The organism is Aeromonas sp. 600527 (assembly GCF_049175415.1).
In the GTDB taxonomy this organism is placed as follows: Bacteria; Pseudomonadota; Gammaproteobacteria; order Enterobacterales; family Aeromonadaceae; genus Aeromonas; species Aeromonas veronii_A.
The window spans coordinates 580,925-606,560 of sequence record NZ_JAAKVA010000001.1 but is presented as its reverse complement, the minus strand read 5'-3'; the positions used below and the strand labels follow the sequence as shown (position 1 = coordinate 606,560).

The 25,636-nt window shown below is 62.2% G+C and carries 20 protein-coding genes; 4 read left to right on the top strand and 16 right to left on the bottom strand.

The features are described from left to right. Nucleotides 1–248 precede the first annotated feature (248 nt). The 5 genes from G5154_RS02625 to G5154_RS02605 form a co-directional block, all read right to left on the bottom strand. Nucleotides 249–1,076 carry a bifunctional transcriptional activator/DNA repair enzyme AdaA gene (locus G5154_RS02625; protein WP_216978599.1) on the bottom strand — a complete coding sequence of 276 codons (828 nt, stop codon included), beginning with the start codon at nt 1,074–1,076 and terminating at the stop codon, nt 249–251. Between the two features lie 50 nt (nt 1,077–1,126). Continuing rightward, a complete protein-coding gene (locus G5154_RS02620) occupies nt 1,127–1,891 on the bottom strand; it encodes an SDR family oxidoreductase (protein ID WP_337072106.1) in 765 nt (254 codons plus the stop codon). A gap of 383 nt (nt 1,892–2,274) precedes the next feature. Next, a complete protein-coding gene (locus tag G5154_RS02615) occupies nt 2,275–3,315 on the bottom strand; it encodes a lipocalin-like domain-containing protein (RefSeq protein WP_421250334.1) in 1,041 nt (346 codons plus the stop codon). A 185-nt stretch (nt 3,316–3,500) separates the two neighbouring features. Continuing rightward, a complete protein-coding gene (locus G5154_RS02610) occupies nt 3,501–5,930 on the bottom strand; it encodes an FtsX-like permease family protein (RefSeq protein ID WP_421250273.1) in 2,430 nt (809 codons plus the stop codon). 30 nt (nt 5,931–5,960) lie between these two features. Next, a complete protein-coding gene (locus G5154_RS02605) occupies nt 5,961–6,641 on the bottom strand; it encodes an ABC transporter ATP-binding protein (protein WP_421250272.1) in 681 nt (226 codons plus the stop codon). A gap of 197 nt (nt 6,642–6,838) precedes the next feature. Here G5154_RS02605 and G5154_RS02600 point away from each other — a divergent pair, with 197 nt between their 5' ends. Next, the gene (locus tag G5154_RS02600) at nt 6,839–7,306 is read left to right on the top strand and encodes a DUF4357 domain-containing protein (protein WP_158112251.1); all 468 of its coding nucleotides are present in this window, start codon (nt 6,839–6,841) and stop codon (nt 7,304–7,306) included. Nucleotides 7,307–7,413: 107 nt separating this feature from the next. After that, the gene (gene nhaD, locus G5154_RS02595; protein ID WP_421250271.1) at nt 7,414–8,838 is read left to right on the top strand and encodes a sodium:proton antiporter NhaD; all 1,425 of its coding nucleotides are present in this window, start codon (nt 7,414–7,416) and stop codon (nt 8,836–8,838) included. A gap of 90 nt (nt 8,839–8,928) precedes the next feature. Here the strand turns inward: nhaD and G5154_RS02590 are convergent, their stop codons facing one another. The 11 genes from G5154_RS02590 to G5154_RS02540 form a co-directional block, all read right to left on the bottom strand. Continuing rightward, complete coding sequence (locus tag G5154_RS02590) at nt 8,929–10,140, bottom strand: Bcr/CflA family multidrug efflux MFS transporter (RefSeq protein ID WP_337072109.1); 1,212 nt, start codon at nt 10,138–10,140, stop codon at nt 8,929–8,931. Between the two features lie 113 nt (nt 10,141–10,253). Beyond that, complete coding sequence (locus G5154_RS02585) at nt 10,254–11,948, bottom strand: hypothetical protein (RefSeq protein ID WP_421263858.1); 1,695 nt, start codon at nt 11,946–11,948, stop codon at nt 10,254–10,256. A 58-nt stretch (nt 11,949–12,006) separates the two neighbouring features. Next, nucleotides 12,007–13,335, bottom strand: coding sequence for a hypothetical protein (locus G5154_RS02580; protein WP_421250333.1), 1,329 nt, complete (start codon nt 13,333–13,335; stop codon nt 12,007–12,009). A 106-nt stretch (nt 13,336–13,441) separates the two neighbouring features. Then, nucleotides 13,442–14,002 (bottom strand): hypothetical protein, encoded by a 561-nt coding sequence (locus G5154_RS02575; RefSeq protein WP_421250269.1) that lies wholly within the window; start codon nt 14,000–14,002, stop codon nt 13,442–13,444. 34 nt (nt 14,003–14,036) lie between these two features. Continuing rightward, nucleotides 14,037–15,461, bottom strand: a complete 1,425-nt coding sequence (locus G5154_RS02570) for an NAD(P)/FAD-dependent oxidoreductase (RefSeq protein ID WP_421243710.1) — start codon at nt 15,459–15,461, stop codon at nt 14,037–14,039. Between the two features lie 102 nt (nt 15,462–15,563). Next, nucleotides 15,564–16,403, bottom strand: a complete 840-nt coding sequence (locus G5154_RS02565) for an FTR1 family iron permease (protein ID WP_371177720.1) — start codon at nt 16,401–16,403, stop codon at nt 15,564–15,566. Next, nucleotides 16,403–19,393 (bottom strand): YncE family protein, encoded by a 2,991-nt coding sequence (locus G5154_RS02560; RefSeq protein WP_421250268.1) that lies wholly within the window; start codon nt 19,391–19,393, stop codon nt 16,403–16,405. Before G5154_RS02560 ends, G5154_RS02565 begins: the two co-directional genes overlap by 1 nt. Nucleotides 19,394–19,397: 4 nt before the next feature. Further along, nucleotides 19,398–19,847, bottom strand: a complete 450-nt coding sequence (locus tag G5154_RS02555; RefSeq protein ID WP_421250267.1) for a hypothetical protein — start codon at nt 19,845–19,847, stop codon at nt 19,398–19,400. Between the two features lie 249 nt (nt 19,848–20,096). After that, nucleotides 20,097–20,573: a DUF2919 domain-containing protein gene (locus G5154_RS02550; RefSeq protein WP_421250266.1), complete on the bottom strand. Its 477-nt coding sequence runs from the start codon at nt 20,571–20,573 to the stop codon at nt 20,097–20,099. Between the two features lie 150 nt (nt 20,574–20,723). Beyond that, nucleotides 20,724–21,671: a magnesium/cobalt transporter CorA gene (gene corA, locus G5154_RS02545; RefSeq protein ID WP_421250265.1), complete on the bottom strand. Its 948-nt coding sequence runs from the start codon at nt 21,669–21,671 to the stop codon at nt 20,724–20,726. A 292-nt stretch (nt 21,672–21,963) separates the two neighbouring features. Beyond that, entirely contained in the window at nt 21,964–23,607 is a 1,644-nt protein-coding gene (locus tag G5154_RS02540) for an electron transfer flavoprotein-ubiquinone oxidoreductase (protein WP_421250264.1), read from the bottom strand. A gap of 169 nt (nt 23,608–23,776) precedes the next feature. Between G5154_RS02540 and G5154_RS02535 the strand changes: the two genes are divergently transcribed. Together G5154_RS02535 and G5154_RS02530 are read left to right on the top strand one after the other, a co-directional pair. After that, nucleotides 23,777–24,544, top strand: coding sequence for an electron transfer flavoprotein subunit beta/FixA family protein (locus tag G5154_RS02535; RefSeq protein ID WP_139412005.1), 768 nt, complete (start codon nt 23,777–23,779; stop codon nt 24,542–24,544). Further along, nucleotides 24,541–25,467: an electron transfer flavoprotein subunit alpha/FixB family protein gene (locus G5154_RS02530; protein WP_421250263.1), complete on the top strand. Its 927-nt coding sequence runs from the start codon at nt 24,541–24,543 to the stop codon at nt 25,465–25,467. The genes G5154_RS02535 and G5154_RS02530 overlap by 4 nt, the downstream gene beginning before the upstream one ends. The last annotated feature ends 169 nt before the right edge of the window (nt 25,468–25,636 follow it).

The window sequence follows — 25,636 nt, the reverse complement described above, 5'->3', positions numbered from 1 at the left end:
ACAAAAGATGTCCTACAAGCGGTGCAATGCGCTGCGCTTATTGCACCCTACCTGTTTCGTCAATTCGCTGAGGTGGGGCGGCTGAGTGCTGAGCCTCGCCAAAGCAACAAAAGGGGCGATCTGCGCCCCTACTCTGCTAATGCCCTCGCTTTAGACCGTGAATGCTCGTTCGGCGCGGCCTGATTGTCTGCTGACTCACTACCAAGATGCCTGTTTTCCTCATTAGGCCGGACAGAAAAAGGCCACCTTCACTCATACCTCGCCGCTTCCCAGGCGTGTATCGCCTGTTTGCGGGTCTCGCCCCAGTGATAGCCGCCGAGTCTGCCGTTTTGCTGGATGACTCTGTGGCAGGGGATCATCAAGGCGACGGGGTTGGCGCCCACCGCCAGACCCACGGCGCGGGCGGCCTTGGGATTGCCGATGGCGCTCGCCACCTGGGCGTAGCTCACCACCTTGGCGGGCGGGATATGCAGCAGCGCCCGCCAGACGCTGATCTGAAAGTTGGTGCCGCTCACGTACAAGGATATGGGGCGATCCGGTGCCTTGCTGCCATCGAACATGGTGTTGATGACCCCTTGGGTGCGTGATGGGGCTTCTTGCAGCCTTGCCTCAGGCCAGCTGCGGGCGAGGGTGGCCAGCGGCGCCTCTGGGGCCTTGTCATCGAGAAACGAGAAGTTGCACACCCCCCGCGGGGTCAGGGCGACGAATGCCTGACCAAAGGGGGTGTCGTGCACCCCGTGATCGATAACCAGCCCGGCCCCGCGCTGCTTGTACTCGCCCGGCGTCACCGCTTCGAGTTGCACGAAGTGATCGTAGAGCCGCGAGCCGCTGCTAAGGCCCAGGGTATCGGCCACCTCCAGCAGCGGGCGCGACTCCTGCAGCAGTGCCTTGGCCCGTTCCAGGGTCAGCACCTGCAGATAGCGTTTGGGCGTCACCCCGGCCCAGCGGCTGAACAGCCGCTGGAAGTGAAAGGGACTTAAGTGAACGTGCGCCGCTATCTCGTCCAGAGTGGGCTGACGCTCCACCTGACTTGCGATAAAACGGATGGCATCGGCGATGCGGGCGTAATCAGACATAAGGCGCTCTCACGATAAGTTTGCGGTCGCAGGATCTTAGGGACGACAAGTCATGTGCGACAAATTGATACCCCACCATCGGCCAGCAGGGCAATGCCGGTGGTAAAGCTGGATGCATCGGACGCGAGATAAAGGGCCGAGCGGGCGATCTCCTCCGGTTGGGCTAGCCGTTTGAGCGCATGCATATTCTGCACAAAGGCGAGGCTCTCTGGCGTATTGGCAAAAGCCCGCCCCATGGGGGTATCGGTGCCCCCCGGCAGCAGGGCGTTGACCCGCACCCCTTGTGCCCCATACTCGGCAGCCAGCACCCGGGTCAGACCGATGAGGCCCGCCTTGCTCGCCGCATAGGCCGCCATGCCGGGCAGCCCCAGGGTGTTGCCGACGAAGGTAGAGGTAAAAATAAGCGAGCCGCCGCCACGCGCCAGCATGGCGGGGATCTGGTACTTGGCTCCCACAAAGGCGCTGGTGAGGTTGGTATCCAGAATCTCCTGCCACTGCGTCAGCTCAAGCTCCTCTATGCTGCCCGGCGTGCCTGTGGTACCTGCGTTGTTGAAGGCGATATCGAGCCCGCCGAAACGGGTTAGCGCGAGATCAACAAGATCGCGGGCGTAAGTCTCGCTTTTCACATCTCCCGCCAGACTCACCGCCTGGCCCCCCTCGTGGCGGATCTCCTCCACCAGCAGATCCAGTTCGGGCTGGCGGCGGGCGCCGACGACGACGCTGGCTCCTTCCCGGGCAAACAGGATGGCGCTGGCGCGGCCGATACCGGAGCTGGCGCCGGTGATGATGGCGACCTTGTTGGACAGTGATGACATGACAGTTTCCTCGCAGGTGTGTTGTGCGCCAAATCAGTGGGGCACAGGGTTGGCTGTGGGTTGGAACCCCAGTAGGTTCCAACCGACTTGGGTTTGGCCCCCACTATGGCAACCACTCCTCGCTGGAACGACCCGAATCTTGCTCTCTTTGTCCCCAAGTCGTTTTGCGACATGTCGATACAGTCCTTCGCGGCAACAAAAAGGGGCGTTCTGCGCCCCGAATTCTTTATCATGCCCCCTTTAAAATCGCCGGATCCAGGTGCGGCGCGCCCTGTGTGCTGCAGTGAGGGGCGAGAGCCCCGGCGCCATGGTGGCTGCGTGCATCATCAAGCCTGCCTGGCAGGGCATTGACGGCGATTGCAATCAACAGACACGCTCCTGGATCAATAGCCCGTCATCTCCAGATAGCCGACCCCCTTGGCATCCCCCGAGACAGAGACCGCGCCCTCCCAGTAGTCAAAGCGACCTGTCATGGCCTGATTGGGCTGACGGGCTTTGATGGTGAGGCTCATTCCGGCGGCGCTTAATTGCCACTCGACGGGGTAATCCTGCCCCTTGGGGCCGCGCCAGGTGTTGCCCGGCGTAAGGCGAATCGCGTCGGGGGCGAGCACCCGGCTGCTGCCGTCCCGCTCAATCAAAATGCCGTAGCGGTTCTCAGGCTCAGTGCGTCCCGATTTGGTGCGCAGGCGAAACAGCATCAGTTCGCGGCCATCGGCCAGTTGCAGCGAAAACCAGTCCCAGCCCGATTGCCACTCGGCCAATACCGAGCTGCTCCACTCGTGATCAAACCACCCTTGTCCGGTGACGGTGCGGGTCTCGCCATCGCGGATCAGCGTGCCGCGAAGAGTGAGGCGCGGGTAGGAGTAGTAAAAGGAGGCGTTGCCCGGGCTCTTCTCGCTGTAACCGGCCTTGCCTTGTAGCACCAGCGGCTTGGCGGCGGTGACGGTGAGGTTCAGCTCGCCAATCTTGCTCTGCACCTTGAGGGTGGCGGGGAAGAGCGCTGCCCCTTGGGAGGCAAGCCGCCACTCCCTGAGCCAATATTGGCCGCCGCTGGCCCCCGCCAACCCCGGCCCCTGCCGACTGGCCCGTTCATCTTGCTGGTGGCTGCCACGGTCGAGATCCGTGATGGCAAACTGGGCCAGCCAGAGCTGGGGGGTGAGCCAGGGGTTGTTGGTGCGGAGTTCTTGTTCAATCCCCTGGCGAAACAGGGTCCACTGCATGCCATATTCGCGCCCCTGCTCATCCTTGAGGTTGCCGGTGAGATACCACCACTCGGAGCGGTAATCGGGGTGAGAGGCGTGATCCTCCGGCAGTTTTATTGTTTGCCCCGGCAGCACCTTTTTAAAGCTGTCGTTGCCTCCGCCGAGCAGGGCGCCCAGATCGCTGGCCTGCACGCTGTCGATCATGGCAATCAGCGGGATCAAGAGGGCGGTGAGCCACAGGGGCCGTAAGGAGGATAAGCTTCCCCTCACCCTGGCCCTCTCCCAAAGGGAGAGGGGATGGTTCAATGCCGCACTCAGCTCTTCTCTGTGCTGAAGAAGGGGCGGAGAGAGGGAAGTGGTCAATGGGGTCTTCCAACCATGGCTGAGCCAGTGCGCTAACCGATATCTCATACCACTCTCCTTGCCGCATACCAGGATGCCAATGCGCCACAGACCGGTGCCAGCAACAGGGCGGTGACCGCATGAAGGGGAGCGGCCTCGAAGGCGAGGCGCCAACCAAAGGCGCGGGGGTTGACCACCTCGATCAGCACCCAGGCGAGGCCATATCCCACCGGCAGAGCCAGCAGGGCGGTGAGCAGCCCCAATCCCGCTCCTTGCCACACCAGCAGCTGGCGGCAGTGGTGGGGGCTCAAACCCAGACTTTGCAAGGTCTGCAGCTCGCCACGGCGCGCCAGCCCCAGCACCATAAAGGCCGAGCCAATGCCGACAAAGGCGATGCCGAGGATCAGCAGTTTCAATAGCTCGGTCACCACAAAGGTTTGGTCAAACACCTTGAGCGCCGCGCTGTGGATGGCGGGGGCGGAGAGCAGGTTTAGCTGCTCGCCAAAGCGCTCGCGCAGGCGGTCGGCCAGCTGCTCGGGGTCGTTGCTAAAGAGGGCGAGGGATTGCACCGCCCCCCCTTCGAAGGCGTGCAGGATCTGTCCCTTGTCGCTGCCGTAGTCCTGATAGACGCCGGTGACGGTGAACTGCCGTGGCCCCTGTTCGCCACTCACCTCAAGGGTCTGGCCCACCTTGACCCCCAGGCGCACCGTCAGCGGTTCGCTCGCCAGCACTTCGTCGGGACGGGTGGGCCAGCGTCCAGCCAGCAGCGGATAGGCTGCTTTAAGCTGGGGGATAAAATCCATCTGTGCCCACTCGATGGGCTGCCCCTGCCAGCGGGCAGGATGCACCGAGCGGCGCGAGGCGGCGCTTACCAGCGGATTGGCGAGCAGGGTCTTAAGGGTTGTATCGCTTAAGGTGCCCTTGTTGCCCGCCACCCCCTTGGGGGCGGTGACATAGAGATCGGCGGCCAGACGCTGGCCGAGCCAGATCTCCACGCTTGAGCGAAAACTCGACACCATGACCCCGATGCCGATGGCCGCCGCGATGGCGAGCTGCAACGCCATCACCGCGATAGCGGTGCGATCGAGATGATAGAGGGTCTCGGCCACCCCGAGCCGGGCGGTGAGGGGACCGCCCGCGCGCCGTCGCAACCAGCCAAGCAGGCCGCGCAGGGCATCGGGCAGCCAGAGCGCCATGGCCAGCAGCCAGCCGCCGGCGATAAAGAGGGCGCCGGTCAGACCCGTTTGCGGCAGCCACAGGCACAGAGCGCACAGCAGCAGGATGGCGATGGCCAGCACGCGCCGTCGCCACGGGTGAGCGGGGGGGCGGCTGCTGCCAGCGCGCAGTTCGAGGGGGGATTGGCGCAGCAGTTGCCACCAGCCGGGCAGGTTGGCGGCCAGCGTGCCGAGCAGCCCGATCAACAGTGCCTTGAGCAGGCTCACAGGGGAGAGGCGCAACAGATCGATGGGGTTGGGCCCATAGAGATCGGCCAGCGCCTGGGTCAGCTGCCCCATCAGCGCCAGCGCCAGCACGCTACCGAGCAGCACCCCGAGCAGGGTGCTGATGGTGGCAAGAATAAGCAGCTCCAGAATGAGCCAGCGGAGCACCCGGCTTGGCCCCATCCCCAGAATGATCAACTGGGCCAGCTGGGGGCGGCGCACGCTCTGGACAAATCGCTGGGCGTTGAACACCAGAAACAGTCCCACCGCCATGGCGAGCAATGAGAGCGCCGTCAGGTTAAGGGCCAGCGCATCGCCAAGCTGGCTGGCATCGAGCGCCGGGCTGATGGGCTCAAGCCACAAGGGCTGGTTTGGGTAATCGGTTTGCAGGGTGGCCTGCAGGGTGCGAGCCTCGGCTTCGCTTAGCTTGAAGACGATGCGATCGAGCCGACCCGCTTTATCCAGCAGCGGCTGGGCGAGGCCAATATCGGTTATCAGCAGCCGCTCCATGGGCACGGCGCCCGGTTCAAAGGTGCCCGCCAGCGTCAGGGTCAGAGGGCGGGCGCTGGCGCCATCGTTGCCACCCAATACAAAGCGGCGGCTCTGGCCCGCTTGCCAGCCAAGGCGCTCCGCTTCGGGGGTTGCCAGCCAGATGCTGTCGGCACGGTTTAGGGAAAAGTCGGGCTCGCTCGCGGGTTGGGCGCCAAACAGCTGGCGCAGGGGGCCGGGGTTGAAGAGATCCATCCCCAGCAGTTGAAAGCTGCGCCCCTCTTCATCCTTGAGCCAGCCATGGAGCTGGGGCATGGCATCCAAGGCGGGCTGGCTGGTCACCAGCTGCACGTAAAGCTGCTCATCCAGCCCGCCAGCGGGGGCCAGCCGGTAGTTGGCTTCCCCTGCCAGCTGGCTGCGGGCTGCGACAAAATTGGTGCGGGCACTGTGATTGAGTAGCTCGATAGCCACCACCAGCGACACTCCCAATACCAGCCCGGCCAGACTCATCAGCAGCAACCAGGGGTGGCTGCGATAGAGGCGCAGCAGCGCCTTGAGGGGCAACATCAGCGTGTCTCCGGCTGGCGCAGTCGCTGCCTAGTCATGACGGGGTCCCTTAAGCTCGATAAGTTGCCCCCCTTCAAGGCGCAGCACCCTGTCTGCCAGCGCAGCATAGGCCGGGTTGTGGCTCACCAGCAGCAAGCCTGCGCCTGTGTCGCGTACCGCCGCCACCATCAGCGCCATCACCTGTTCGGCATTGTGCTCATCGAGGCTGCCGGTGGGTTCGTCGGCGAGCAGCCAACTGGGCTGATGGATAAGGGCGCGGGCCAGCGCCACCCGCTGTCGCTGACCGCCGGAGAGCTGCTCCGGCCAGGCATGGCGCTTGTGGCTCATATCGAGCCGATGCAGCAACTGGTCAATCTTTGTCTCATCCGGTGGCAGAGCGTTGATGGCGAGCGGCAGGGCCAGATTCTCGGCCACGTTCAGGGTCGGCAGCAGGTTGAAATCCTGATAGACGATACCGAAATGGCGGCCCCGCAGGCGCGCCCGCTCGTCGGGGGAGCGGTTGTCGATCCGGGTCTCCCCCAGCCAGATCTCCCCCTCGTCCGGTGCAATCAGCCCGGCGATCAGATTGAGCAGGGTGGACTTGCCGCAGCCGCTTTGGCCCAGCAGCAGGGTGATCTCGCCAGCGGGGAGGGCGAGATCGAGATGGTGGAACAGCGGCAGTCGCTCACTGCCGTTATCGAAGCTCTTGCAGAGGTTGCGCAGGGTCAGCATGGGATAACCGTTTGATGGTCAATGGCTTTCATCATGCTTGGTACGCTAGCACGGCCGGCAATGATCAACACCCCTTACGGTTGATCAAGAGTGCCAGTTAGTGATCAAGGCGGCAAAAGAGCAGTGGATCCTCGCTGGATCCCGCTTGCCCGAGGTGGTTAGAATAGGGGCTTCCATGGGTCACAGGATGAGCAAGGATGTTACACAAGCAAGTCAGTTTTATCATCGATAGCAAGGGCAACAAGCAGGCTGCCGTCGTCCCCATCGAGATCTACAACGAGCTGATGACCCTGCAAAAGGCACTCTCCGACAACCGGCCGGGGGAGCGCGAGCTCTACCACTTCAACGGCAAAGGGGCCGAGGCCCACGGTTATCCGGTGGGCAAGCGGCAAAATCCGGGCTTTATGGTGCTGGCCGGTTCCACCGCCAATGGCGAGGATGCCGCCTCTTTGCGTGAAGCGGTGATCGAGCTGCGTCACGAACTGCTGGAGAAGGGGGTTATAGTGCCCCGCAGTCAGGGCGGCTTTGTCTTTACCTCCGATCAGCTGTTCAACAGCCCGAGTCTGGCCGCCAGTCTGGTGGCGGGCAATAACCGCAGCGGTCTGGATGCCTGGCAAAACAGCGCCGGCTATACCCTCAAGCAGTCGGGTTTCGGCAAGAAATAATCCCGCGTTTCGACAGCAAACCAATTAAGCGTTAATTGACCTGGATGAATTTTTCTTTTCATCCAGGTGCTAGCATGATTGCCAGATGGTTCTAAATGGAAGAGACCATGTCTGCGCTCACCCCTGTTATGTTGCTGCTGTCCCTGTTTATCCCTCCCGCCCATGCCAGTAGTGGCCCAGTTCTGTTGACATCCTCCTCAATCGGACTTTTTTGTGTCGGATTGTTTGTGTTGGCCTACGCCCTGGTGATGGCTGAAGAGTATCTGCAACTGCGCAAGTCCAAACCCGTGCTGGTGGCCGCCGGGGTGATCTGGATCCTGATCGGTATCGCCTATGCACAACAGGGGATGAGCCCTGTCGCCGAGCAGGCATTTCGCCATACCCTGCTGGAATATGCCGAGCTGATGCTGTTCCTGCTGGTGGCGATGACCTATATCAACGCCATGGAGGATCGGCGGCTGTTCGATGCCCTGCGTGCCTGGCTGGTGCGATCCGGTTTTCACTTGCGCACCCTGTTCTGGTTGACCGGCGGGCTTGCTTTTTGTATCTCGCCGGTAGCAGACAACCTGACCACAGCGCTCTTGATGTGCGCCGTGGTGTTGAAGGTGGCCAACGGTGATCGGCGTTTTGTCAATCTTGCCTGCATCAACATAGTGATCGCCGCCAACGCCGGAGGGGCGTTCAGTCCCTTTGGCGATATCACCACCCTGATGGTGTGGCAGGCGGGCAAGGTGCAATTTGGCCAGTTCTTCACCCTGCTTATTCCCTCTCTGCTCAATTTTCTGGTGCCAGCCATCCTGATGAGCCTGATGGTGCCGCGTCATGTGCCGGAGGCTGATAACGAGGTGGTCGATCTCAAGCGGGGTGCCCGTCGCATCGTCGTGCTGTTCTTGCTGACCATCATCACGGCGGTGCTATGCCACAGTTTCCTCCATCTGCCACCCGTACTGGGCATGATGCTGGGGCTCGGTTATCTGCAGTTTTTCGGGTTTTATCTGCGCAAGTCGCTGCCACGATCCCTTGCCCGCAAGCGTGCGCTCTATGAACGGAATGGTGATGAGGTGCGGTTGCGCAGTCTGGGCTCTGTGGTGCCATTTGATGTGTTCAACAAGGTGGCCAAGGCGGAGTGGGATACCCTGCTCTTCTTCTACGGGGTGGTGATGTGTGTCGGTGGTCTGGGCTTTATGGGGTATCTGGAGCTGGTGTCACACTGGCTGTATGCCGGTGGGGAGCCCACCATGGCCAACATCTTCATCGGGGTCTTGTCGGCCATCGTGGATAACATTCCTGTGATGTTTGCCGTGCTGTCGATGAACCCGGACATGGCGCTGGGGCAGTGGCTGCTGGTGACCCTGACCGCCGGAGTGGGCGGCAGCCTGCTCTCCATCGGCTCTGCGGCCGGGGTGGCCCTGATGGGACAGGCCCACGGCATGTATACCTTCTTTGGCCACCTGAAGTGGCTGCCTGCTATCTTGCTCGGTTATCTGGTGAGCATAGGGGCGCACCTCTGGCTCAACAGTGCCCAGTTCTGAAGGTCTGGGCGCCAGTACGAGCCAGTACGAAAAGAGGCTTCCGTTGATGGAAGCCTCTTTCGTTTTCCTGGCCGAGGGGGATAGGGGGGGTCAATCGCCCCGCTTGCCCGCCAGCAGCCAGTAACTCAGGGTGGAACCCACGCCACAGCATGCGATGGCGATGGCCATGGGCAGCGGCGATTGGGGCGGATTGAGGTTGACCAGAATCCCGACCAGGGCGCCGATGCCAAAGCGCAGGGTACCCGCCAGTGCCGAGGCGGTACCCGCAGATTGCGGGAAGTGGCCCATCAGGCCGGTCATGGCGTTGGCCCCCACCAGACTGATATGGCCGATAAAGAGTACCACCGGAATGACGATGCCCCACAGACCGCCGGTCTGGCTCCAGGCGTTGTAGATCAGCAGGGCGCCAGCGCAGGGCAGCACCAGCAGGCCGTATTGCAGCATCCGCTCGGCACCCACCCCTTTTACCAGTCGGCTATTGACGAAAGTGACCACCATCATCAGCAAAATATTGAGACCAAACAGCCAGCCGTAGTGCTCGGTCGGCACCTTGAAATACTCGATATAGACATAAGGGGAGCCACTCAGGAAGGCGAACATGCCGGAGCTGGAGAGGGAGCCGCACAGCACGTAGCCCATGGCGCCGCGATGGGAGAGTACCCCCCAGTAGTTCTTGAGGATCTGGCCCAGATTAAGGGGCTGACGGTGCTCGGGTTTCAGGGTCTCCTGAATTTTCCACTGCATCACCAGACAGATCAGCAGGCTGATCCCCACCAGCAGCCAGAAGATCACCCGCCAATCGGCGTGGGCGCTGATATAGCCGCCCACCACAGGGGCTACCAGCGGCGCCAAGGTCATCACCAGAATGACGAACGACATGGCGCGAGAAAACGCATCCTTCTCGAACAGATCGCGCAGCAGGGCATTGACCACCACCGAGCCCGCCGCACCGCCCGCTGCCTGCAACATCCGATAGGCCAGCAATTCGGGCAGGGAGTCCGCCATGGCGCAGCCCACCGAGGCGATGGCAAACATCACCAGCCCCGCCAAGATCACCGGCTTGCGGCCATAGCTGTCGGCCAGCGGGCCGTAGAAGAGTTGGCCGATGGCAAAACCGCCCAGAAAGGCGCTGATGGTGAGCTGGGCACCATCGATGCTGGTGGCTAGATCCCGAGCGATGGCCGGAATGGCGGGCAGATACATATCCACCGCCAGCGGGGTCAGACCCGCCAGAGAGCCGAGCAGGATAAACAGGAAACGGGGAGAGAGCATGGTGGCCTGGGGGGACTGTGCGTGGGGCATAGGGTATCCGCTGGTGAACCTTGGTTGAAAAAGGGAGAAGGGCGAGTCTATCAGGTTTGCCCCCGCTCGGCATGACGTTCCTACCCCCTCAAAAGGGGGTGGTGTCCGATCGCTCAGGCACCTTGGGGATCAAGCTTTCGGTCATGTCGGCGCGCTGCGCGGATCACTCCCCCCAGCCAGAGCAGCCAGGCCAGCAACGAGATGGCGTAACCGAGCCGCTCCGGCCAGCGGGCGGTGAGGGTGAAGGTGAGGCTGTGTTGTCCGGCGGGCACCCAGACCTGCACCAACCCGTTGCGGGTGCTGCTGACGCTCAGCGGCAGGCGCTGGTCGAGCCTTGCCTGCCAGCCCGGGTAATCAAACTGGTGCAGGACCAGCTTGGCGGGTGCCGGGGCATCCACCGTCAATTCGATATGACGAGGCTGCCAGCGCTGGATCTGCCAGTTCACCCCCTGATGGTCGCTGGTGATGGCGGGCTGGAATTCCTCTTTCCAGGCCAGCAGGGTGGGGGCAAACATGCCGCGTGGCACCTGCTTTGGTCGGTATTCGCGGGCGCTGCGCTTGCTGTCGAACTCCCCGTCGAGCTGACTCTTTACGGGAGCCTGGGTGAGCGGCGCCTCGCGTACATAGAGTCCCTGCGAGAGCAGGGTGAGGGCAAGCAGTAACCACCAGACCCACAGCCACGGGCGATAGGTGGGGGTACCCAGCGCCACCACGGCGACGGTAGCGATGACCAGCAGAAGATTGAGGCGCCAGGGAAATTGCACCAGTTGCAACGGAGTGAGCAGGCGCCACAGGGGCTCGCTTGGAGGCAGCATCATCAGAAAGCTCAGGGTGCCAATGACCCCCCAGAGCAGCAACTCGGGATGGCGCGGCTCGCGGGCGGCAGCCCAAGCTACCAGCAGCAGAGCCAGGGTGAGCAGCGTCAGCCAGGCGAGATGGCCGCGAAAGCGCCAGTCATCACGGCTTTGGGGCAAACGATCGAGAAAGTTGCGCTGAAATTCGAACATGCCGGTGCGCATCTGCTCCATGGAGATCCCCCCCTGATCCAGCAGAGCGGGCAGCAGCAACAGGCTGGCCATCGCCAACCCCCAGAGCTGGCCCAGCAGGGTGCCAATGAGCGGGGAGGCGGTGACAGGGACACTGACAAGCGCTGTGCTCCCCTTGTAGCGCCAGACCAGTAGCAGGCTGCGCAGGGTGAGCAAGCCCAGAATGAGCAGGGTGCTTGGTAGATGGGAAAGCGTCAGCATGGAGACGGCCAGTGCGAGCAGCAGTAGCGCAAAGGGGGCGCCGCGGCAGAGGCGATCCTGCGCCAGCAGTGCCAGCGGTGCCCAGACGAAGGCCCAGCTCTCCGCCAGGGCAAAGCGGGCGTAGATATCGATGGCCAGATGATAGGGCAGCGCCATATAGAGCAAACTGGCTGCCAGCGCCCGTCCGTGGCCGGCAAAGGGGCGCAACCAGAGATAGGCAAACAGGCCGGAGAGCCAGAGTGCAACGCTGCTGCTCCAGAGCAGCGGCGTCATCGCCTCGTGGGCCAGTGGGGTGGGGCCGGCGAACAGGGCGCTCACATAGTAGGGTAGGGGGGGATAGAAGAAAAAGACCGGGCTGCCGAAGGCGCCGTTCATCTCCATCAACCAGCGCGGATAGAGCTCACCTTGCCACAGTTGCACGGCAAAGAAGTGACCGGAGAGCAGGTGGTGAAACAGATCATGGCCCTGACTGCCGCCACGCAGCCAGAATGGCAGCAACAGGAGGGCACAGGCCCCGGTCAGCACCGACAAAACCCACAGCCACTCTCTGGTTACACGCATAAGGAGACTCGTCTGTTATGGATGCGCAGTGAGTGTACCCGAGTTGTTCCCCTCTTTTTTAGCTGTCTCGGTGTATTTTTGTGCTCTTTTTGTGTTTATTGTCACTTTCCCTATGGGGTGTCTGCCGCGAGGGAATGGCGAGCCAGAGTCCGGGCTCGGCGGCAAAGCGCGGGGCAAACCAGTGCTGGCGCACCGCAGTGGGCATTTCGCTCGCGGCGATGGGGCGGCGACTGAGGCGGCAGGCTCCCTGAGAGAGCGCCAGCGCTGCATCCCCCTTGTACCAGCCATCGGTGACGGCCAAGGCTGTGGTATCCCGCAGCAGCCGCACGCCCCACTGGGTCACCAATGCCGGACATGCTTTTTCTGCGAGCCTTGTTGCCTGCACCATGGCGGGCGGACGGGGCAGGGTGAAGGTCACGCCGATCAGCAGCAATCCGGCCACCGCGACCACCCCCTCGCCACGGCGTGGCAGCCAGCCTGCCAGTAGCACGATACCGAGCAGGGTGATGGGGGCCAGATGGCGGGGATTGTCGGGATTCTGGCCAAACAGGGTCCAGAGCAGCAGGGCGAGCCCGTAGAGCGTCCAGAGCGGGGGGAGGGCAGCAGGGCGGTTTTTTGATCTTTGCCAAAGCGGCAGTACCAGCAGCGCCCCAACAGCCAAGGGCCAAAGCGGGGTGAGCTGATCGTTGAAGGTGCTCGCCCAGCTCAGCAGCCGATCGCCGTGGGCCGCTGCCGTGTTGCCCCACAGGGTAAAGTGGCCGTCGGTAAAGCGCCGCCCTTCGCTGAAATAGGCCCAGCCATCGGCCTGCCAGACAAAGAGCAGGCTGATAAGTCCAACCTGTGCGATGGGGAGCACAAATCTGATGCGCGTTTCCTTCTGCGCCAGCCCGAGCCACAGGGGCAGCAGCGCCAGCACAAAATAGGAGGGGCGCAGCGCCAGCATAAGGCCCAGTAACAGACCCGCCAGTGCAATTCTGCGCTGCTGCAAGGCCAGCAGCGTCCCGAGCCAGGCGGCGAGCGCCGGCCCATCCGAAAGGCCGGAGAGGGCGAGCGTCGGGGTGAGCGGCAGGGCCAATACCAGCAGCCAGACTGGGGCGAGCAGGCTGGGCCGTTGCCACAGTTTTACCGCCAGCAAGGCGGCGAGCGGCGCCAGCAAACTGCTACCGAGCAGACTTGCCCACTGCACCGCGCGGGCCGGTTCGTCCACCGCCAGATTGATCAGCCGTGCCAGCCAGATAAAGGCGGGGTAGCCCGGAAAGTGGGGGGAGAATTCCAGCACGCTAAAGCGCGTCACCCCGTGGGCGAAATTGAGGGCATCGTCGGAATCGAGGGCCACCGGGAAGGCCAGCAGCCAGCCTAGCCAGACCAGTTGCAGCAGGATCAGCAAGTAGGGTCGATTAGCGAAGCGTAATCGGCCGTGGTGACGCCCCCCTTCTCCCCTTGCGGGAGAGGGGCCGGGGATGAGGGGGGCCGTCGGCATCAATGAGAGGTCATCAAAGCGGCGCCAGCACGGCCATCAGCGCTTTTTCCGCTGCGGCAAAGGCGGCGGCGTCGGCGGGCTTGGCGCCCACCCCGAATACCCCCGGGTTGCCGATGGCATCCAGCACCTTGGCCAACGCCTGTTCGGCCGCCTTGCGATCCCCCTCGCTAAGGGAGGGGAGGATCAGATCGAGGAAGCGCTTGCTCTTGACCACCAGCACCTTGGCGGTCTGGTAGTCGCCAAGATTCTGGCTGGCCCCTTCGAGGCGGCGCTCGATCTCCGCCTTGTAGGCCCGGTTGAGCAGGGCGGCGGTTGCTGCGGCGTCTTTCCCCTTGATGGCGGCGGCCAGCGGTGCTTGCAATTCCACCTTGTGGTGCTGTTCCAGATAGGTCAGCTCGTCGGCAATCTCGCTCAAGGTGGCGCTGGCATCCTTGCCGTCAGTGGCGGCGCCCAGCAGCGCCTCGCGGGCGTCGATCAGTGGCTCCTTGCCGGCGGCGGCGTAGGAGTATGCCTGCGCCTGCCCGCTCAGGGTCAGCAGCAGGGTGAGGGCGAGTAAACCCGGGCGGATGGTCATCCTGTTCTCCTTACTTATGCCAATGGCGCGGCACTCAGGCCACGCTCTGGGTTTCGATTACGGTATTTTCGTTGCGATGGTTAAAGATGGCATGACGTCTGTCCACCCCGTCGATCACCATGTCGGCCGCCATCATCCCCATCTCCATGGCGGTGTCGGTGAAGATGTAGCGAAATGTCCCCTGACGGCCGGTCATGATGAGGTTACTGATCGGCATCAGCGCCTTGATGGCTTCGTTACGGCGTGCCTGATAGCCCAAATCCATCAGCGGATAGGCGTACTCGCTGCGGGCTTCGAAGGTCTCATCGCCAAGCTTCTGGGTATCGACGCCGAGGCTCGCCAGATCGGCGGTAACCCGACCGCGCAGATCAGAAAGCGGAGCCTGCCAGGTGGCATCCCCCGGATTGCAGGGGATCTCCAGCATTACCGAGGTCTGGCCTTGGGGCGCCATAAAGGGGCTGCGGCGGCGCGGCTCCTGCAAGCGGGTCGCCAGAATATGGGGGTCGGAGAGGTACTGCCAGGTGTTGTCCGACAGGTTCTCTGTTTTAAGCGGCATATTGACGAAGCGAAGCGACCGGTAGTGCAGATCGCACGGCAAGCCCAGATGCTGGCAGGTGAGTGGCAGCGGCAGGGTGGAGATCACCTGATCAAATTGCTCGCTCTGCTCAACGTCATCTTGTTTCCAATAAACCCGTTCGATGCGGCCATCAGCCTGCTCAAGGCGGGTGATGGTGGCGCCGGTTTTCAGCTCAACGCCCTCTGCCACCAGCCGCTCCCCTAGGGTGGTGAAGATCTGGCCGAAGCCATACTTGGGGTAGCGATATTTGCGGGCATAGGTGCGCACCGAGATACTGCCGTTGCGTCTTGGCAGCAGGCGGCGCGCCACGTCTTTGAGATCGATGAGGCTGATGCGCTGACCGGCCCAGTCGGCGGAGAGCTTGTCCGGGTTGATGCCCCACAGCTTGCCGGTGTAGCCCTCGAAAAACTGGCGGTAGAGGGTGCGACCAAAGTGGCTCTGGATCCACTCGGCAAAGCTCGCCTTGGCAAAATCATCCGGCTTCTTGGCAAAGGGCAACAGCAGCAAGTCTTTCACCGCCCCGGCCATCAGGGCGAGCGGCGCCGTCTTGAGCAGGTTGGGCAGGTTCAGGGGGTAGTCATAGGTGCGTCCGCCAAAGCGGATCACGCTCTTGCGCTCGGCATGGAGCAGATCGTCCCCCATCAGCTCGTCGATAAAGGCGAGCAATTCGGGGTTCTTGGTGATAAAGCGGTGGCCGCCGTAGTCAAAGCGATACTCCCCATCGCGCCCCTTGAAGGTCTGGGTGGCGCACATGCCACCGACCACCGGCTCCTGCTCGAACAGGGTGACGGCAAAACCGGCGCGGCGCAGGCGCCAGGCCGCCATCAAACCGGCGGGGCCAGCGCCCAGCACTGCAATGCTTTTCTTGTTGTTATCGCTCATGACCTATTCCGAAACTGCTTGATAGATAAGGGAACCGCGCCAAGGCGCGGCTCCCGAATAGTGTTGTTACCCCGTGGCCTTGTTGCCACAGGGCGTGCGGGTTCAGCTCTTGCTGGATGCGGCGCTCACCTGCGGGCGATAGCTGCGCTGCCAGAGGGTAACGAAGATCGCCAGATAGAGGGACCAGGTCAGCAGCTGCAAGCCAGCGGGTGAGGCATTGTAGCCAAACAGAGCGCGCAGGAAGGTACCAAATACCCCCTGATCGTCGAGAATGTGGCTGATGTCGAACACCGGCGTGGTCCAGAAGGTGATGATCTCTGCCGCCTGCAACATGTTGACGGCGGACGAGAGCAAGCCTGCGGCTATGATGATGATAAGCAGGCCGGTCCAGCGGAAGAAAGGAGCCAGCGCCACCTTGCGGGTGGAGCGCAGCAGTCCCCACACCAGCGCGATGGAGACCAGCAACCCCGCCAGCGCGCCCATCAGGCCGGATTGCAGATCGACCCCTTGGCCCGAATAGAGCAGGGCGGAGAAGAAGAGCACGGTTTCAAATCCTTCGCGCATCACCGCCAGAAAGGCAAGCAGCACCAGACCAAACAGGTTGCCGCCATCGATGGCCGCATCGATGCGCGCTGTCATGGCCCCGACCTGGGATTTGGCCTGTTTTTGCATCCAGATCGCCATATAGGTGAGCACCAGAGTAGCGAAGATGAGGATCCCCGCCATCAAGAGGTGGTTGTAACGCTCGCTCTCGAACTGGCTCACCACCACCTGGAACAGGAAGGCGACCACAAGGGAGGCGACAAGGCCAAGCCCCACCCCCAGATAGATGAACTTGTTGTAGCGGCTCGCCCCCAGCTTGGCGAGGTAGGAGAGGCAGATGCCGACCAGCAGGAAGGCTTCCAGCCCCTCGCGCAGGGTAATCAGAAAACTTGCAAACATCAGGATTGAGGCTCCGTAGCGGGCGTGACGGGGAGAGGCTGCAAGGCAAGTTGCAACCGATTTAGCTGCACTATGGGTGGCTCCGGCAAGCTCGGCTCGGCGGCGCGCACCGCATCATTGACCCACTTGGGGTAGGTGCGGAAATTGAGTTTTATATCGGCCTTGAAGGGCCCTTGGGCATCTGCGGGCAGCGGCCAGGCTTCATCTCGCCAGCCATCGGCCGGAATGCGGGTATCTTCCAAGAGCTTGGCGTAGCGCCAGAACTTGAGCCCCACCGGCTTGCCCTCGGCATCGCCGAACACTTTTCTGAACAGTCGCGCATCTTCGGGGACTGCGCCATCCACCGGCTGGCCGCTGGCAAGCACCAGCTTGCCGCTGGCGTCAGTGACGGTCAGTTCCAGCCAGAGTTCACGGAAATCGGCCACCCCGGTGGGCAGGGCATGGCCCGCGCCGGTATTGGCGACCCGCACCACCAGTTGCGGGCTGTCTGCCCCCCGTTCGATACGGGCCGAGAGGGTAGCGCTGGAGCGCAAGAGCGCCAGACTCTCCTGCTCAAGGTCGGGATTGCGCAGCCCCACCAGCTGATGCTGGGCGCCGGTAAAGTTGTGGCGATAGAGCCGCGCCTTCATGGTGCCGTTTTCGGTGGACTGGCCCGCCACTGGCGCGCCGCCATTGCCCGGCTCCGGGTTCATATGGCAGTCGATACAGGTGCGCCGCTTGGCAGGATCCTCGGCGTTCGCGAAGCTGGATTTTTCCCACTCGTCCCAGGTGTTGACGATATTGGCGCCGGTGCCCGGGGCAAACTCGTTGTGGCACGACTTGCACAGAGCGGCATCGCGGTAGAAATCCTTTTGATAGGAGGCTTTGTGGGCCGCCGGACGGGCGTTGATCTGCCGCTCAGCCATCCAGTGCTGGAGGCTGCCGCCCGGGGCATCCTCGAACACATAGCTCTCGCGGTCTTTCAAATTCACGGTAAAGGCGCTGTTGCCGCCCGCATCTTCTACCTTGGTGATGCGATGGCAGAGCACGCAGCCGGTCCCTTCCTCCACCACAGGTTCGCCCGCCTTGTGAGCGCCAATCAGCGAGGCGCCGCCCTGCTCGAACATGTGGGAGCCATTGGGCAGATCCAGCTGGCCTGTCATCACCTGCTGGGGCATGTGGCAGCCCTGACACCACTGACCGAACGCTTCCCCTTCGGTTTCGCGGGCCAGCGCCTGCACCACTTTGTAGTAGGGGTGGGAGTTGCCCATCAGCCTGTGGTTGCTCTCGCTCCAATCCTTGAACGCCTGTTGGTGGCAGTTCTGGCAGGAGGCGGAGTTGAGCCACTCCTTCGGGTGGGTAGTCGGCGCCTTGGCGGGATCCGTGCGCGGGGCATCGAGTCGCAGCCAGTTGGCGAGATAGGGGAGGTTGCCATCGGCGGTGACGAAGGCGTGCAGATCTTCCATCATCGCCTTCACCTCGGGCTGGGGCTTGGCGGGGTCAACTGCCTCGGCCCCATCGCGGGTGTCATGGCCCATGCCGCCTTGGGTCTGCTGGGTCATGCGCAGGTATTCGCCGACAAAATCCCCCGCCACCATGTTGGTGAGGTTGGCGTGGCCGTTGATGGCGTTGTCGCCGCTCTTCTGGCGATGGGCCGCCATCAGATAGCGATTGGTGAAATTGAATCCGTCCAGATGGCAGGAGTTGCAGCTCATCCAGTTGTCCCCAGCCATGGGGAAGCGTGAGTTGGCCGCTGTGTTACCAAGGTTGAATAGCCGCTCGCCGCGCTGAAGCGGCTCGGGGCGCGGATCCGTCTCTACCAGCTTGGCGAAGTGGGGCACATCGACGGTGACCCGGGCAAACGGGCCGCTGCCGCCGCTATTGAGGCGGGTGAGATCCTGCCCCATGGCGTTGTGCACCAGAATATGGTCACCGTCGATCAGCAGATCCCGCGGATTCTGGCCCGGCAGGTGACGCAAGAGCTGGGTTGCCTTGGCTCCCCCCTGAAACTTCTTGCGGCGGTGACGGTTGTTGTTGGACTTGCCGCTGCGGGAGAGATCGAACACCAGCAGATCTTCCGAGCCCGCCAGCGTCAGATAGACCCGCTTGCCGTCGGCAGCGAAGCGGGCCGAGAACGGGTTGGAGACGATCTGGCTGCGGTTGCCGACGTTTGGCAGATTGATCTGCAAAAAGAGCTGCTTTCTTTCATCGATCCGCTCTTTCTCCTCATCGAGATCGATGATAGAGACGGCCGGAAAGACAGTGCTCTGAAACTGGAAGGGGTGATCGAAGCTCCACAGCACATGGGGCAGCCAGGCCTCGCTGCCATCGGGGGAGAGGGCGATGCCATCGAGCAGGCGCGGCAAGCCCTGCGAGTCGCTCGGCGTGTCGCTATGGGTCTCGGCCAGGGTGATGAGCTTTGGCTTGGGAAGCGGAGCGCCCTCGGCGCCATGACCAAGCTTGGTGAGATCATAGATGGCGAGCTGGCCTGTCATGGCGTGGGTCAGCAGCAGGCGATCGTCGTTGGTCAATGCTAGCCCGCGGGGCGTCTCGGCGGTTTCTGCATCCAGCTGGAGGTTGCCCGCGGTGTCGTAGGCCTGCAGGCGAGCGGATTCGAACAGCGTTACCCAGAACCACTGCCGCTTGGGGTCAAAGATGACCCCGTAGGGGCGATGGCCGGTTGGGATCGCCTGTTCCAGCTCGAGATCATCATCCAGCAGCAGCAGGCGATCACCGCTGTAGTCGGTGATCAGCAGGGTGCTGTCATCGGCGCGGGCAAGCTGGCGCAGATCGCCCCCCAGCTGCACCTCTTTCAGGCGCTTGCCGCTATCGCGCTCAAGCAGGGTGACCGAGCCTGCGCTCAGGTTGGCGGTGACGAGGCGCGGGCTTTGCCCCTCCTCATAAGCGATCATCCCGGCGCCCATCTGCTGGGCCAACGCAAAGGGGCTGGCCAGCAGCAAGATGAGGGCCAGCAGGGGTGACAAAAATGCAGAGAACGATGACTTCAACATGGGATCAGGATCGCCATTTCAAGATGGTCCAGCGCCAGGCGTGGCGCAGCACCAGAGGAGTGAGCAGCAGTGCGCTCAGCCAGTGGGCCCAGCTGGCGAGGTTGCCTATGGCATCGCCCGGAGTGCCGTGCAGCACCAGCGGCAGGCCGCTGGCCAGACAGACCAGCAGCAGGGCTTCGATAATCCGTCCCGTGGTGCGCAAAAAAGGTTTGTTGCTGCGGTTCAACAAGCTGCGATGGGAGAGCCAGAAGGCGCCAAACAGCAGGGGAAACAGGGTGAGTGAGAGCATCACATGGAAAAACAGATTCCAGCGCGCCAGCGACCAGAGCGGGGTCAGCGGCTCCCACAGCAGCAGGCCGGAGAAGAACATCAGGTAGAGGGAGCCCTCGGCAGCCTGATGGTGGTAGGCCAGCCACTGCCAGAATTGTCGGGGTGAGAGAGAAAGGCTTGTCATAAAGGCTCCAGCACCCGGGCGGGGCCGCCCGGGGGGAGCAAGTTTATAACGCTGTAAGAGTAATGAAAAGTGTTATCAATTGTATTGCTGATGAATCAAAGCTGAATGCAGTGACCGAACACCTATATTGATGATCCCTTATCCAATTGGGTGTCACCAATGGGGTTAGAGTGCGGGCGCTTTCGCCCCTCGACAGCGGGGCAGCGGCCTCCTCATGTTTACGGTCCGATGCTATGACCACGTGTCTGGCTAGATGGAGGGTTCCTGATGAGGATCATCAGCAGCATATTCCCGTAGCTGGCGACTGCGCAGCAGATACCAGAGTGACCAGAGGCTGGCGACCAGCACCAGTGCGGTGGGCCAGCTGAATGACCACTTCTGCAGATTGAGGCTGTGCAACTGCATCAGCAGGCCGCTGACGGCAGAGCAGAGCAGCAGCAGCGGGCTGTGGCGCCGGAGTCTGGCGCGAATGCTCTGGGTCTGCTGATAGGTGCCCCCGCAGGCGAGCAACGCCAGCATGGCGGGTACGTCTGTCAGCAGGCTGATGTAGAGGGTGATTTTGTCCGGATAAAAGAGGGTCAGGATCTCGCTGCCGCTCTCGCGGGTGACGCCGGCCATCAGAAACAGCCAGACCGAGCGGGTCAGCAACAGGGCGATGGGCCAGAACCAGAGGGGAGGGCGCAACTGGCCGTGATCGTCATATCGATGTTCGGGGTAGAGGGTCATGGTTGCCCGATATCCATTCATAGAGTGCAAGTGATGCAAGGGATATGGGGCGAAGGCGAGCCCTTTGCAAGGCGCGGGAGAGAGCGGGAATTAATCGGGGGGCCATGCCCCCCAATCCGCGAAAAGTTGTCTTGTGCCGAGCGGCTGGCGTTACAGCCACCCCTTGCGCTTGAAGAAGAGCCCGGTGCCCAGCGATGACATCACCATCAGCACCAGCGAGAGGGGATAGCCATACTCCCAGGCGAGCTCAGGCATGCGGCCAAAGTTCATGCCATAAATACTGGCGATCAGGGTCGGCGGCAGGAAGATCACGGCGGCAACCGAGAAGATCTTGATCACCTTGTTCTGCTCCAGATTGGTCACCCCCATGGAGGCCTCCAGCTGGAAGTTGATCTTGTCGAACAGGAACTGGGTGTGAGGCAGTAGTGACTCCACGTCGTGCAGCATCTCGTCGATCCACTTGTTCTGCTCCAGGCTCATGCGCTGGCGCAGGCTGCGTTTGAGGAAACGCAGGGCGCGGCGGGTATCGTGCAGGGAGAGACGGATCTGGCCGTTGGCCTCTTCCTGTGCCAACAGCTCCTTGAGCATAGGGTTGATCTGATCCGGCTCGAAGATCTGATCGGCGGTGTTTTCCAACGTCTTGTAACCATCTTCGATAAGATCGGAGAGGTACTCCACCTTGAGGTTTTGTACCTCCAGCAGGATATCGAGGGCATCCTCCACCTCCAGCCGATCCTGGCGCATATAGTGGCGCAGCAGGCGCACCAGCCCGATGTCATCTTCACGAATGCTGATCAGCAGGTTGTTGCGCAGGGTAAAAGAGACGTGGACACCCTTGGTGTCACGACCGATCCGCTGGGGAAACAGGGAGTGAATGTGCAGACCATCGGTATCCCAGTAGAAACGGGCGGATGCTTCGATGTCGTCGAGCTCTTCTTTGTCGGGGACCTCTTCCAGGAACAGGCCCGTCAACCATTCTCGCTCTGCCGTGTCCGGCTTGTAGGCATCCAGCCAGACCGTGTTGCCAGGTACTATGTCGTCAGGCCCGAGCGTGACTATGTCCAGCACCTTGTTGTTGAGAATGTAGGCGGTGATCATCTGTCCCCCCTTAAAAAGTCATGGGTAATCAGGGATGGTTGCACAGGTCATGCGGCCTTAGATCGCAGCAGAAGGCGATCCCGTGGATAAGCAGATCGGGCCGATGGAAAACCTGAATGCGGCGAACTATACAGGGGCGGGCCGCGCTTGTCAGGGGCTATTCATCAGGGATTCAGCTTGTTTGTTCAAAAAATCAGCGAGGTCGGAGCACCTGAGCGGCTATGCGGGGTAGAACCCGCCTTTGGCTGGGGGAGGGCTAGCTGGGGCTGCTTGTTGCCGCTGCCCCGCTTCATCACATATTGGGATAATTGGGCCCGGAGCCCCCCTGTGGCGGTGTCCAGACGATATTTTGACTGGGATCTTTAATGTCACAGGTCTTGCAGTGGATGCAGTTGGCGGAGTTGATCTGCAGTTTGGCCGCGCCTTCCATTTCCAGTACCTCAAACACCCCGGCCGGACAGTAGCGTTGGGCGGGTTCGGCCCAGGTGGGCAGATTGACCTCGACCGGAATGCGCTCGTCCTGCAGCTTGAGGTGGCAAGGCTGATCCTCGTCGTGACTGGTGTTGGCCAGATACACAGACGAGAGCTTGTCAAAGCTCAGCTTGCCATCGGGTTTGGGGTAATGGATGGGCTCGCAGCGACTGGCCACGCGCAGCTGACGGTAGTCGTGAGCTTTATCGAGCAGCTTGAAGGGCGAGTTTGCGCCAAACAGCCGTTGCTCCAGCCAGTTGAAGGCACCGCCCAACCAGGGACCATAGCTGTGAAGCGCCGCGCCGAAGTTACGCGCCGCCTTGAGCTCGCGGGCCAGCCAGCTCTGGTGCAGCTCGTCACCATATGGGGCCAGATCCCGGCCTCCCTCATCGCCCCCCCGCAGTGCCATCGCGACGGTTTTTGCCGCCAGCATCCCCGATTTCATAGCGGTGTGGATCCCCTTGATGCGGGAAAAGTCGAGGGTGCCCGCATCGCAGCCGATCAGCAGGCCGCCCGGGAAGTGCATGCGGGGCAGGGCGTGCCAGCCCCCCTTGGTGATGGCGCGGGCGCCGTAGCTGATGCGCTCACCCCCTTGCAGCTGGTCGGCGATAAGCGGGTGATGCTTGAGGCGCTGGAATTCATCGAACGGGCTGAGCCAGGGGTTCTGGTAGTTAAGATCGACAATCAGCCCGACTGCCACCTGATCCCCCTCCATGTGATAGAGATAGAAGCCACCGTGGCTATTGCCGCCCCCCTGCTTGCCAAGGGGCCAGCCACTACCGTGTAGCACCTGTCCCGCCTTGCCCCGACCTGCTGGCAGTTGCCACAGCTCCTTGAAGCCGATGGCGTAGTGTTGGGGTTGGGCTGGGTTTTCCAGATTGAACTCGGCGATCAGCTGCTTGCCGAGATGGCCGCGTGCCCCTTCGGCAAAGAGGGTGTAGCGACCGAGCAGCGCCATGCCGGGCACATGATCAGCTTTTGGGTTCCCAGCCCGATCCAGCCCCAGATCGCCGGTGAGCACCCCCTTGACCCGGCCCGCTTCCATGATAAGTTCGCTGGCGGTAAATCCCGGGTATATTTCGACTCCCAGCTGCTCCGCCTGTTGGCCAAGCCAGCGGCAGAGATTGCCAAGACTGACCACATAGCAACCCTGATTGTGCATCCGGGGTGGCACGGCCCAGGCGGGTAGTTGCAGGGAGCGTTGCTCGCTTTGCAGCAGATGCACCTGATCGTCGCTGACCGGTACGCCGAGCGGTGCTTGCTGCCAGCCATCCGGCAGCAGTTCTTGCAAGGCGACGGGATCAAACAGGGCGCCGGAGAGCAGATGGGCGCCAATTTCCGCCCCTTTCTCCAGCAGACAGACAGAGAGAGTGGCATCCTGCTGTTTCAGGGCGATGGCTGCACTGAGCCCCGCCGGACCGCCGCCGACGATGACGACATCAAATTCCATTGCTTCCCGTTCCATCTTGCCTCTGCGCTCTGGTTGGCCTAGGGTAATGCTGGTAGTTTACGTAAACGTAAAGCAGTTGTAAGCAAAACTGAGCAAGAAAAAGCAAAAAATCAGGGAAGAGCGTACTGCAACAAACGCAGAGGCACACTAATGAATTCAATCCAAAGAGACGAGGCATGACCCCATGAAGCTGCTGGTCGCGATCAAACGGGTAGTCGACTACAACGTCAAGATCCGGGTGAAGGGAGACGGCTCCGACGTGGAGCTCGCCAATGTGAAGATGGGGATCAACCCCTTTTGTGAAATTGCGGTGGAGGAGGGGGTCAGGCTGCGGGAAGCCGGGGTTGCCAGCGAGCTGGTGGTGGTGACCTTCGGCCCTGACGCTGCCGCCGAGCAACTGCGCCATGGACTGGCGCTGGGGGCGGATCGGGCACTGCACTATATAACCGGTGAGAGTGTCACCGATGAGACGCTCACCCCGCTGACTGTCGCCCGCGCCTTGCACAAGGTGTGTGAGCAGGAGCAGCCAGATCTGGTGCTGCTCGGCAAGCAGTCCATCGATTCAGACAACAATCAGGTGGCCCAGATGCTGGCTGCCCTCAATGATTGGCCGCTGGCGACCTGTGCGTCCGCCCTCAAGGTGGAAGCTGGGGAGCTGCTGGTGACCCGCGAAATCGACGGTGGCCTCGAGACCCTCGGCATGCCGTTGCCTGCGGTAGTGAGCGCCGATCTGCGTTTGAATGAACCGCGCTTTGCCTCGCTGCCCAACATCATGAAGGCCAAGCGTAAGCCGCTTGATAGTGCTCCATTCTCGACACTCGCTGTTGAGGTGGCCAACCAGACCCGTTTGCTCGGGGTGATGGCGCCGCCAGCCCGCAGCGCCGGGATCAAGGTGGGCTCGGTGGACGAGCTGGTGGACAAACTCAAACACGAAGCGAAGGTGCTGCCATGAGCGTGCTGATCATTGCCGAACATCATCAGGGTCATCTGGCCGACAACGTGGCACAACTGGTCACCGCCGCCGCTTCCATCGGCGGTCAGGTTAACCTGCTGTTGCTGGGGCAGGGGCTGACCGAGGCGGGTGAACAGGCGGCTGCCATTGGCGGTGTCGGCAAGGTTCTGCTTGCCGAACATCCCCGCTTGGCCGACGGGCTGCTGGATGGGGTCGACAAGCTGCTGGCCAGCTGGTGCGAAGGTTACAGCCACTGCCTGATGGCGGCGAGTACCATGGGCAAGGCGCTGCTGCCACAGGTAGCGGCTCGGCTCGGGGTGGAGATGCTCTCCGAGGTGACGGCTATCGAGAGCAGCGACACCTTCCTGCGCCCCATCTATGCGGGCAATGCCATTGCCAGAGTTGTAAGCTCGGCGCCCGTCAAAGTGATGACGGTGCGGGCTACCGCGTTTGCCAAGGCGGCGACGGGCGGGCAGGCTCCCATCGAGCACTTGGCCGTGCCCGAATTCGCTGGTCGTACTCGGTTGGTCGAGCGCCGCGCGGTGCGCTCCAGCAGGCCCGAACTGACCGCCGCCAGGGTGGTGGTCTCCGGTGGCCGCGCGCTTGGCTCCAAGGCGCAATTTGCCCTGATTGAGGCGCTGGCCGACAAGCTGGGTGGCGCGGTGGGGGCGTCGCGGGCTGCCGTTGATGCAGGATATGTCGCCAACGATCTGCAAGTGGGGCAGACCGGCAAGGTGGTGGCGCCGGAGCTCTATATCGCGGTCGGTATCTCGGGCGCCATCCAGCATCTGGCGGGGATGAAGGAGTCGAAGGTGATTGTGGCCATCAACAAGGACAGCGATGCCCCCATCTTTCAGGTGGCGGACTACGGGCTGGTGGGGGATCTCTTCACCCTGCTGCCGGAGCTCACCGCCAAACTGTAAATTTGTCAGAAATGGCTGAGCTGTGGTCGTTTATGCGCTCTGCCCGCCATTTCTGTGCATGTTCCCTGCAAGCCCTGACCCGTTCAGGGCTTTTTCTACTGCAAGGGGGATGCAGAGTGACGGTAAAAGGTTGAGCCAGCTCCCAAAAAGCCTTTGATCCGCTGGCTGC

Coding starts and splice junctions, on each gene's coding strand:
- G5154_RS02625 (WP_216978599.1), bottom strand. CDS start 1,076: ATGTCTGATTACGCCCGCATCGCCGATGCCATCCGTTTTATCGCAAGT.
- G5154_RS02620 (WP_337072106.1), bottom strand. CDS start 1,891: ATGTCATCACTGTCCAACAAGGTCGCCATCATCACCGGCGCCAGCTCC.
- G5154_RS02610 (WP_421250273.1), bottom strand. CDS start 5,930: ATGTTGCCCCTCAAGGCGCTGCTGCGCCTCTATCGCAGCCACCCCTGG.
- G5154_RS02605 (WP_421250272.1), bottom strand. CDS start 6,641: ATGCTGACCCTGCGCAACCTCTGCAAGAGCTTCGATAACGGCAGTGAG.
- G5154_RS02600 (WP_158112251.1), top strand. CDS start 6,839: ATGTTACACAAGCAAGTCAGTTTTATCATCGATAGCAAGGGCAACAAG.
- nhaD (WP_421250271.1), top strand. CDS start 7,414: ATGTCTGCGCTCACCCCTGTTATGTTGCTGCTGTCCCTGTTTATCCCT.
- G5154_RS02590 (WP_337072109.1), bottom strand. CDS start 10,140: ATGCCCCACGCACAGTCCCCCCAGGCCACCATGCTCTCTCCCCGTTTC.
- G5154_RS02585 (WP_421263858.1), bottom strand. CDS start 11,948: ATGCGTGTAACCAGAGAGTGGCTGTGGGTTTTGTCGGTGCTGACCGGG.
- G5154_RS02575 (WP_421250269.1), bottom strand. CDS start 14,002: ATGACCATCCGCCCGGGTTTACTCGCCCTCACCCTGCTGCTGACCCTG.
- G5154_RS02570 (WP_421243710.1), bottom strand. CDS start 15,461: ATGAGCGATAACAACAAGAAAAGCATTGCAGTGCTGGGCGCTGGCCCC.
- G5154_RS02565 (WP_371177720.1), bottom strand. CDS start 16,403: ATGTTTGCAAGTTTTCTGATTACCCTGCGCGAGGGGCTGGAAGCCTTC.
- G5154_RS02560 (WP_421250268.1), bottom strand. CDS start 19,393: ATGTTGAAGTCATCGTTCTCTGCATTTTTGTCACCCCTGCTGGCCCTC.
- G5154_RS02555 (WP_421250267.1), bottom strand. CDS start 19,847: ATGACAAGCCTTTCTCTCTCACCCCGACAATTCTGGCAGTGGCTGGCC.
- G5154_RS02550 (WP_421250266.1), bottom strand. CDS start 20,573: ATGACCCTCTACCCCGAACATCGATATGACGATCACGGCCAGTTGCGC.
- corA (WP_421250265.1), bottom strand. CDS start 21,671: ATGATCACCGCCTACATTCTCAACAACAAGGTGCTGGACATAGTCACG.
- G5154_RS02540 (WP_421250264.1), bottom strand. CDS start 23,607: ATGGAACGGGAAGCAATGGAATTTGATGTCGTCATCGTCGGCGGCGGT.
- G5154_RS02535 (WP_139412005.1), top strand. CDS start 23,777: ATGAAGCTGCTGGTCGCGATCAAACGGGTAGTCGACTACAACGTCAAG.
- G5154_RS02530 (WP_421250263.1), top strand. CDS start 24,541: ATGAGCGTGCTGATCATTGCCGAACATCATCAGGGTCATCTGGCCGAC.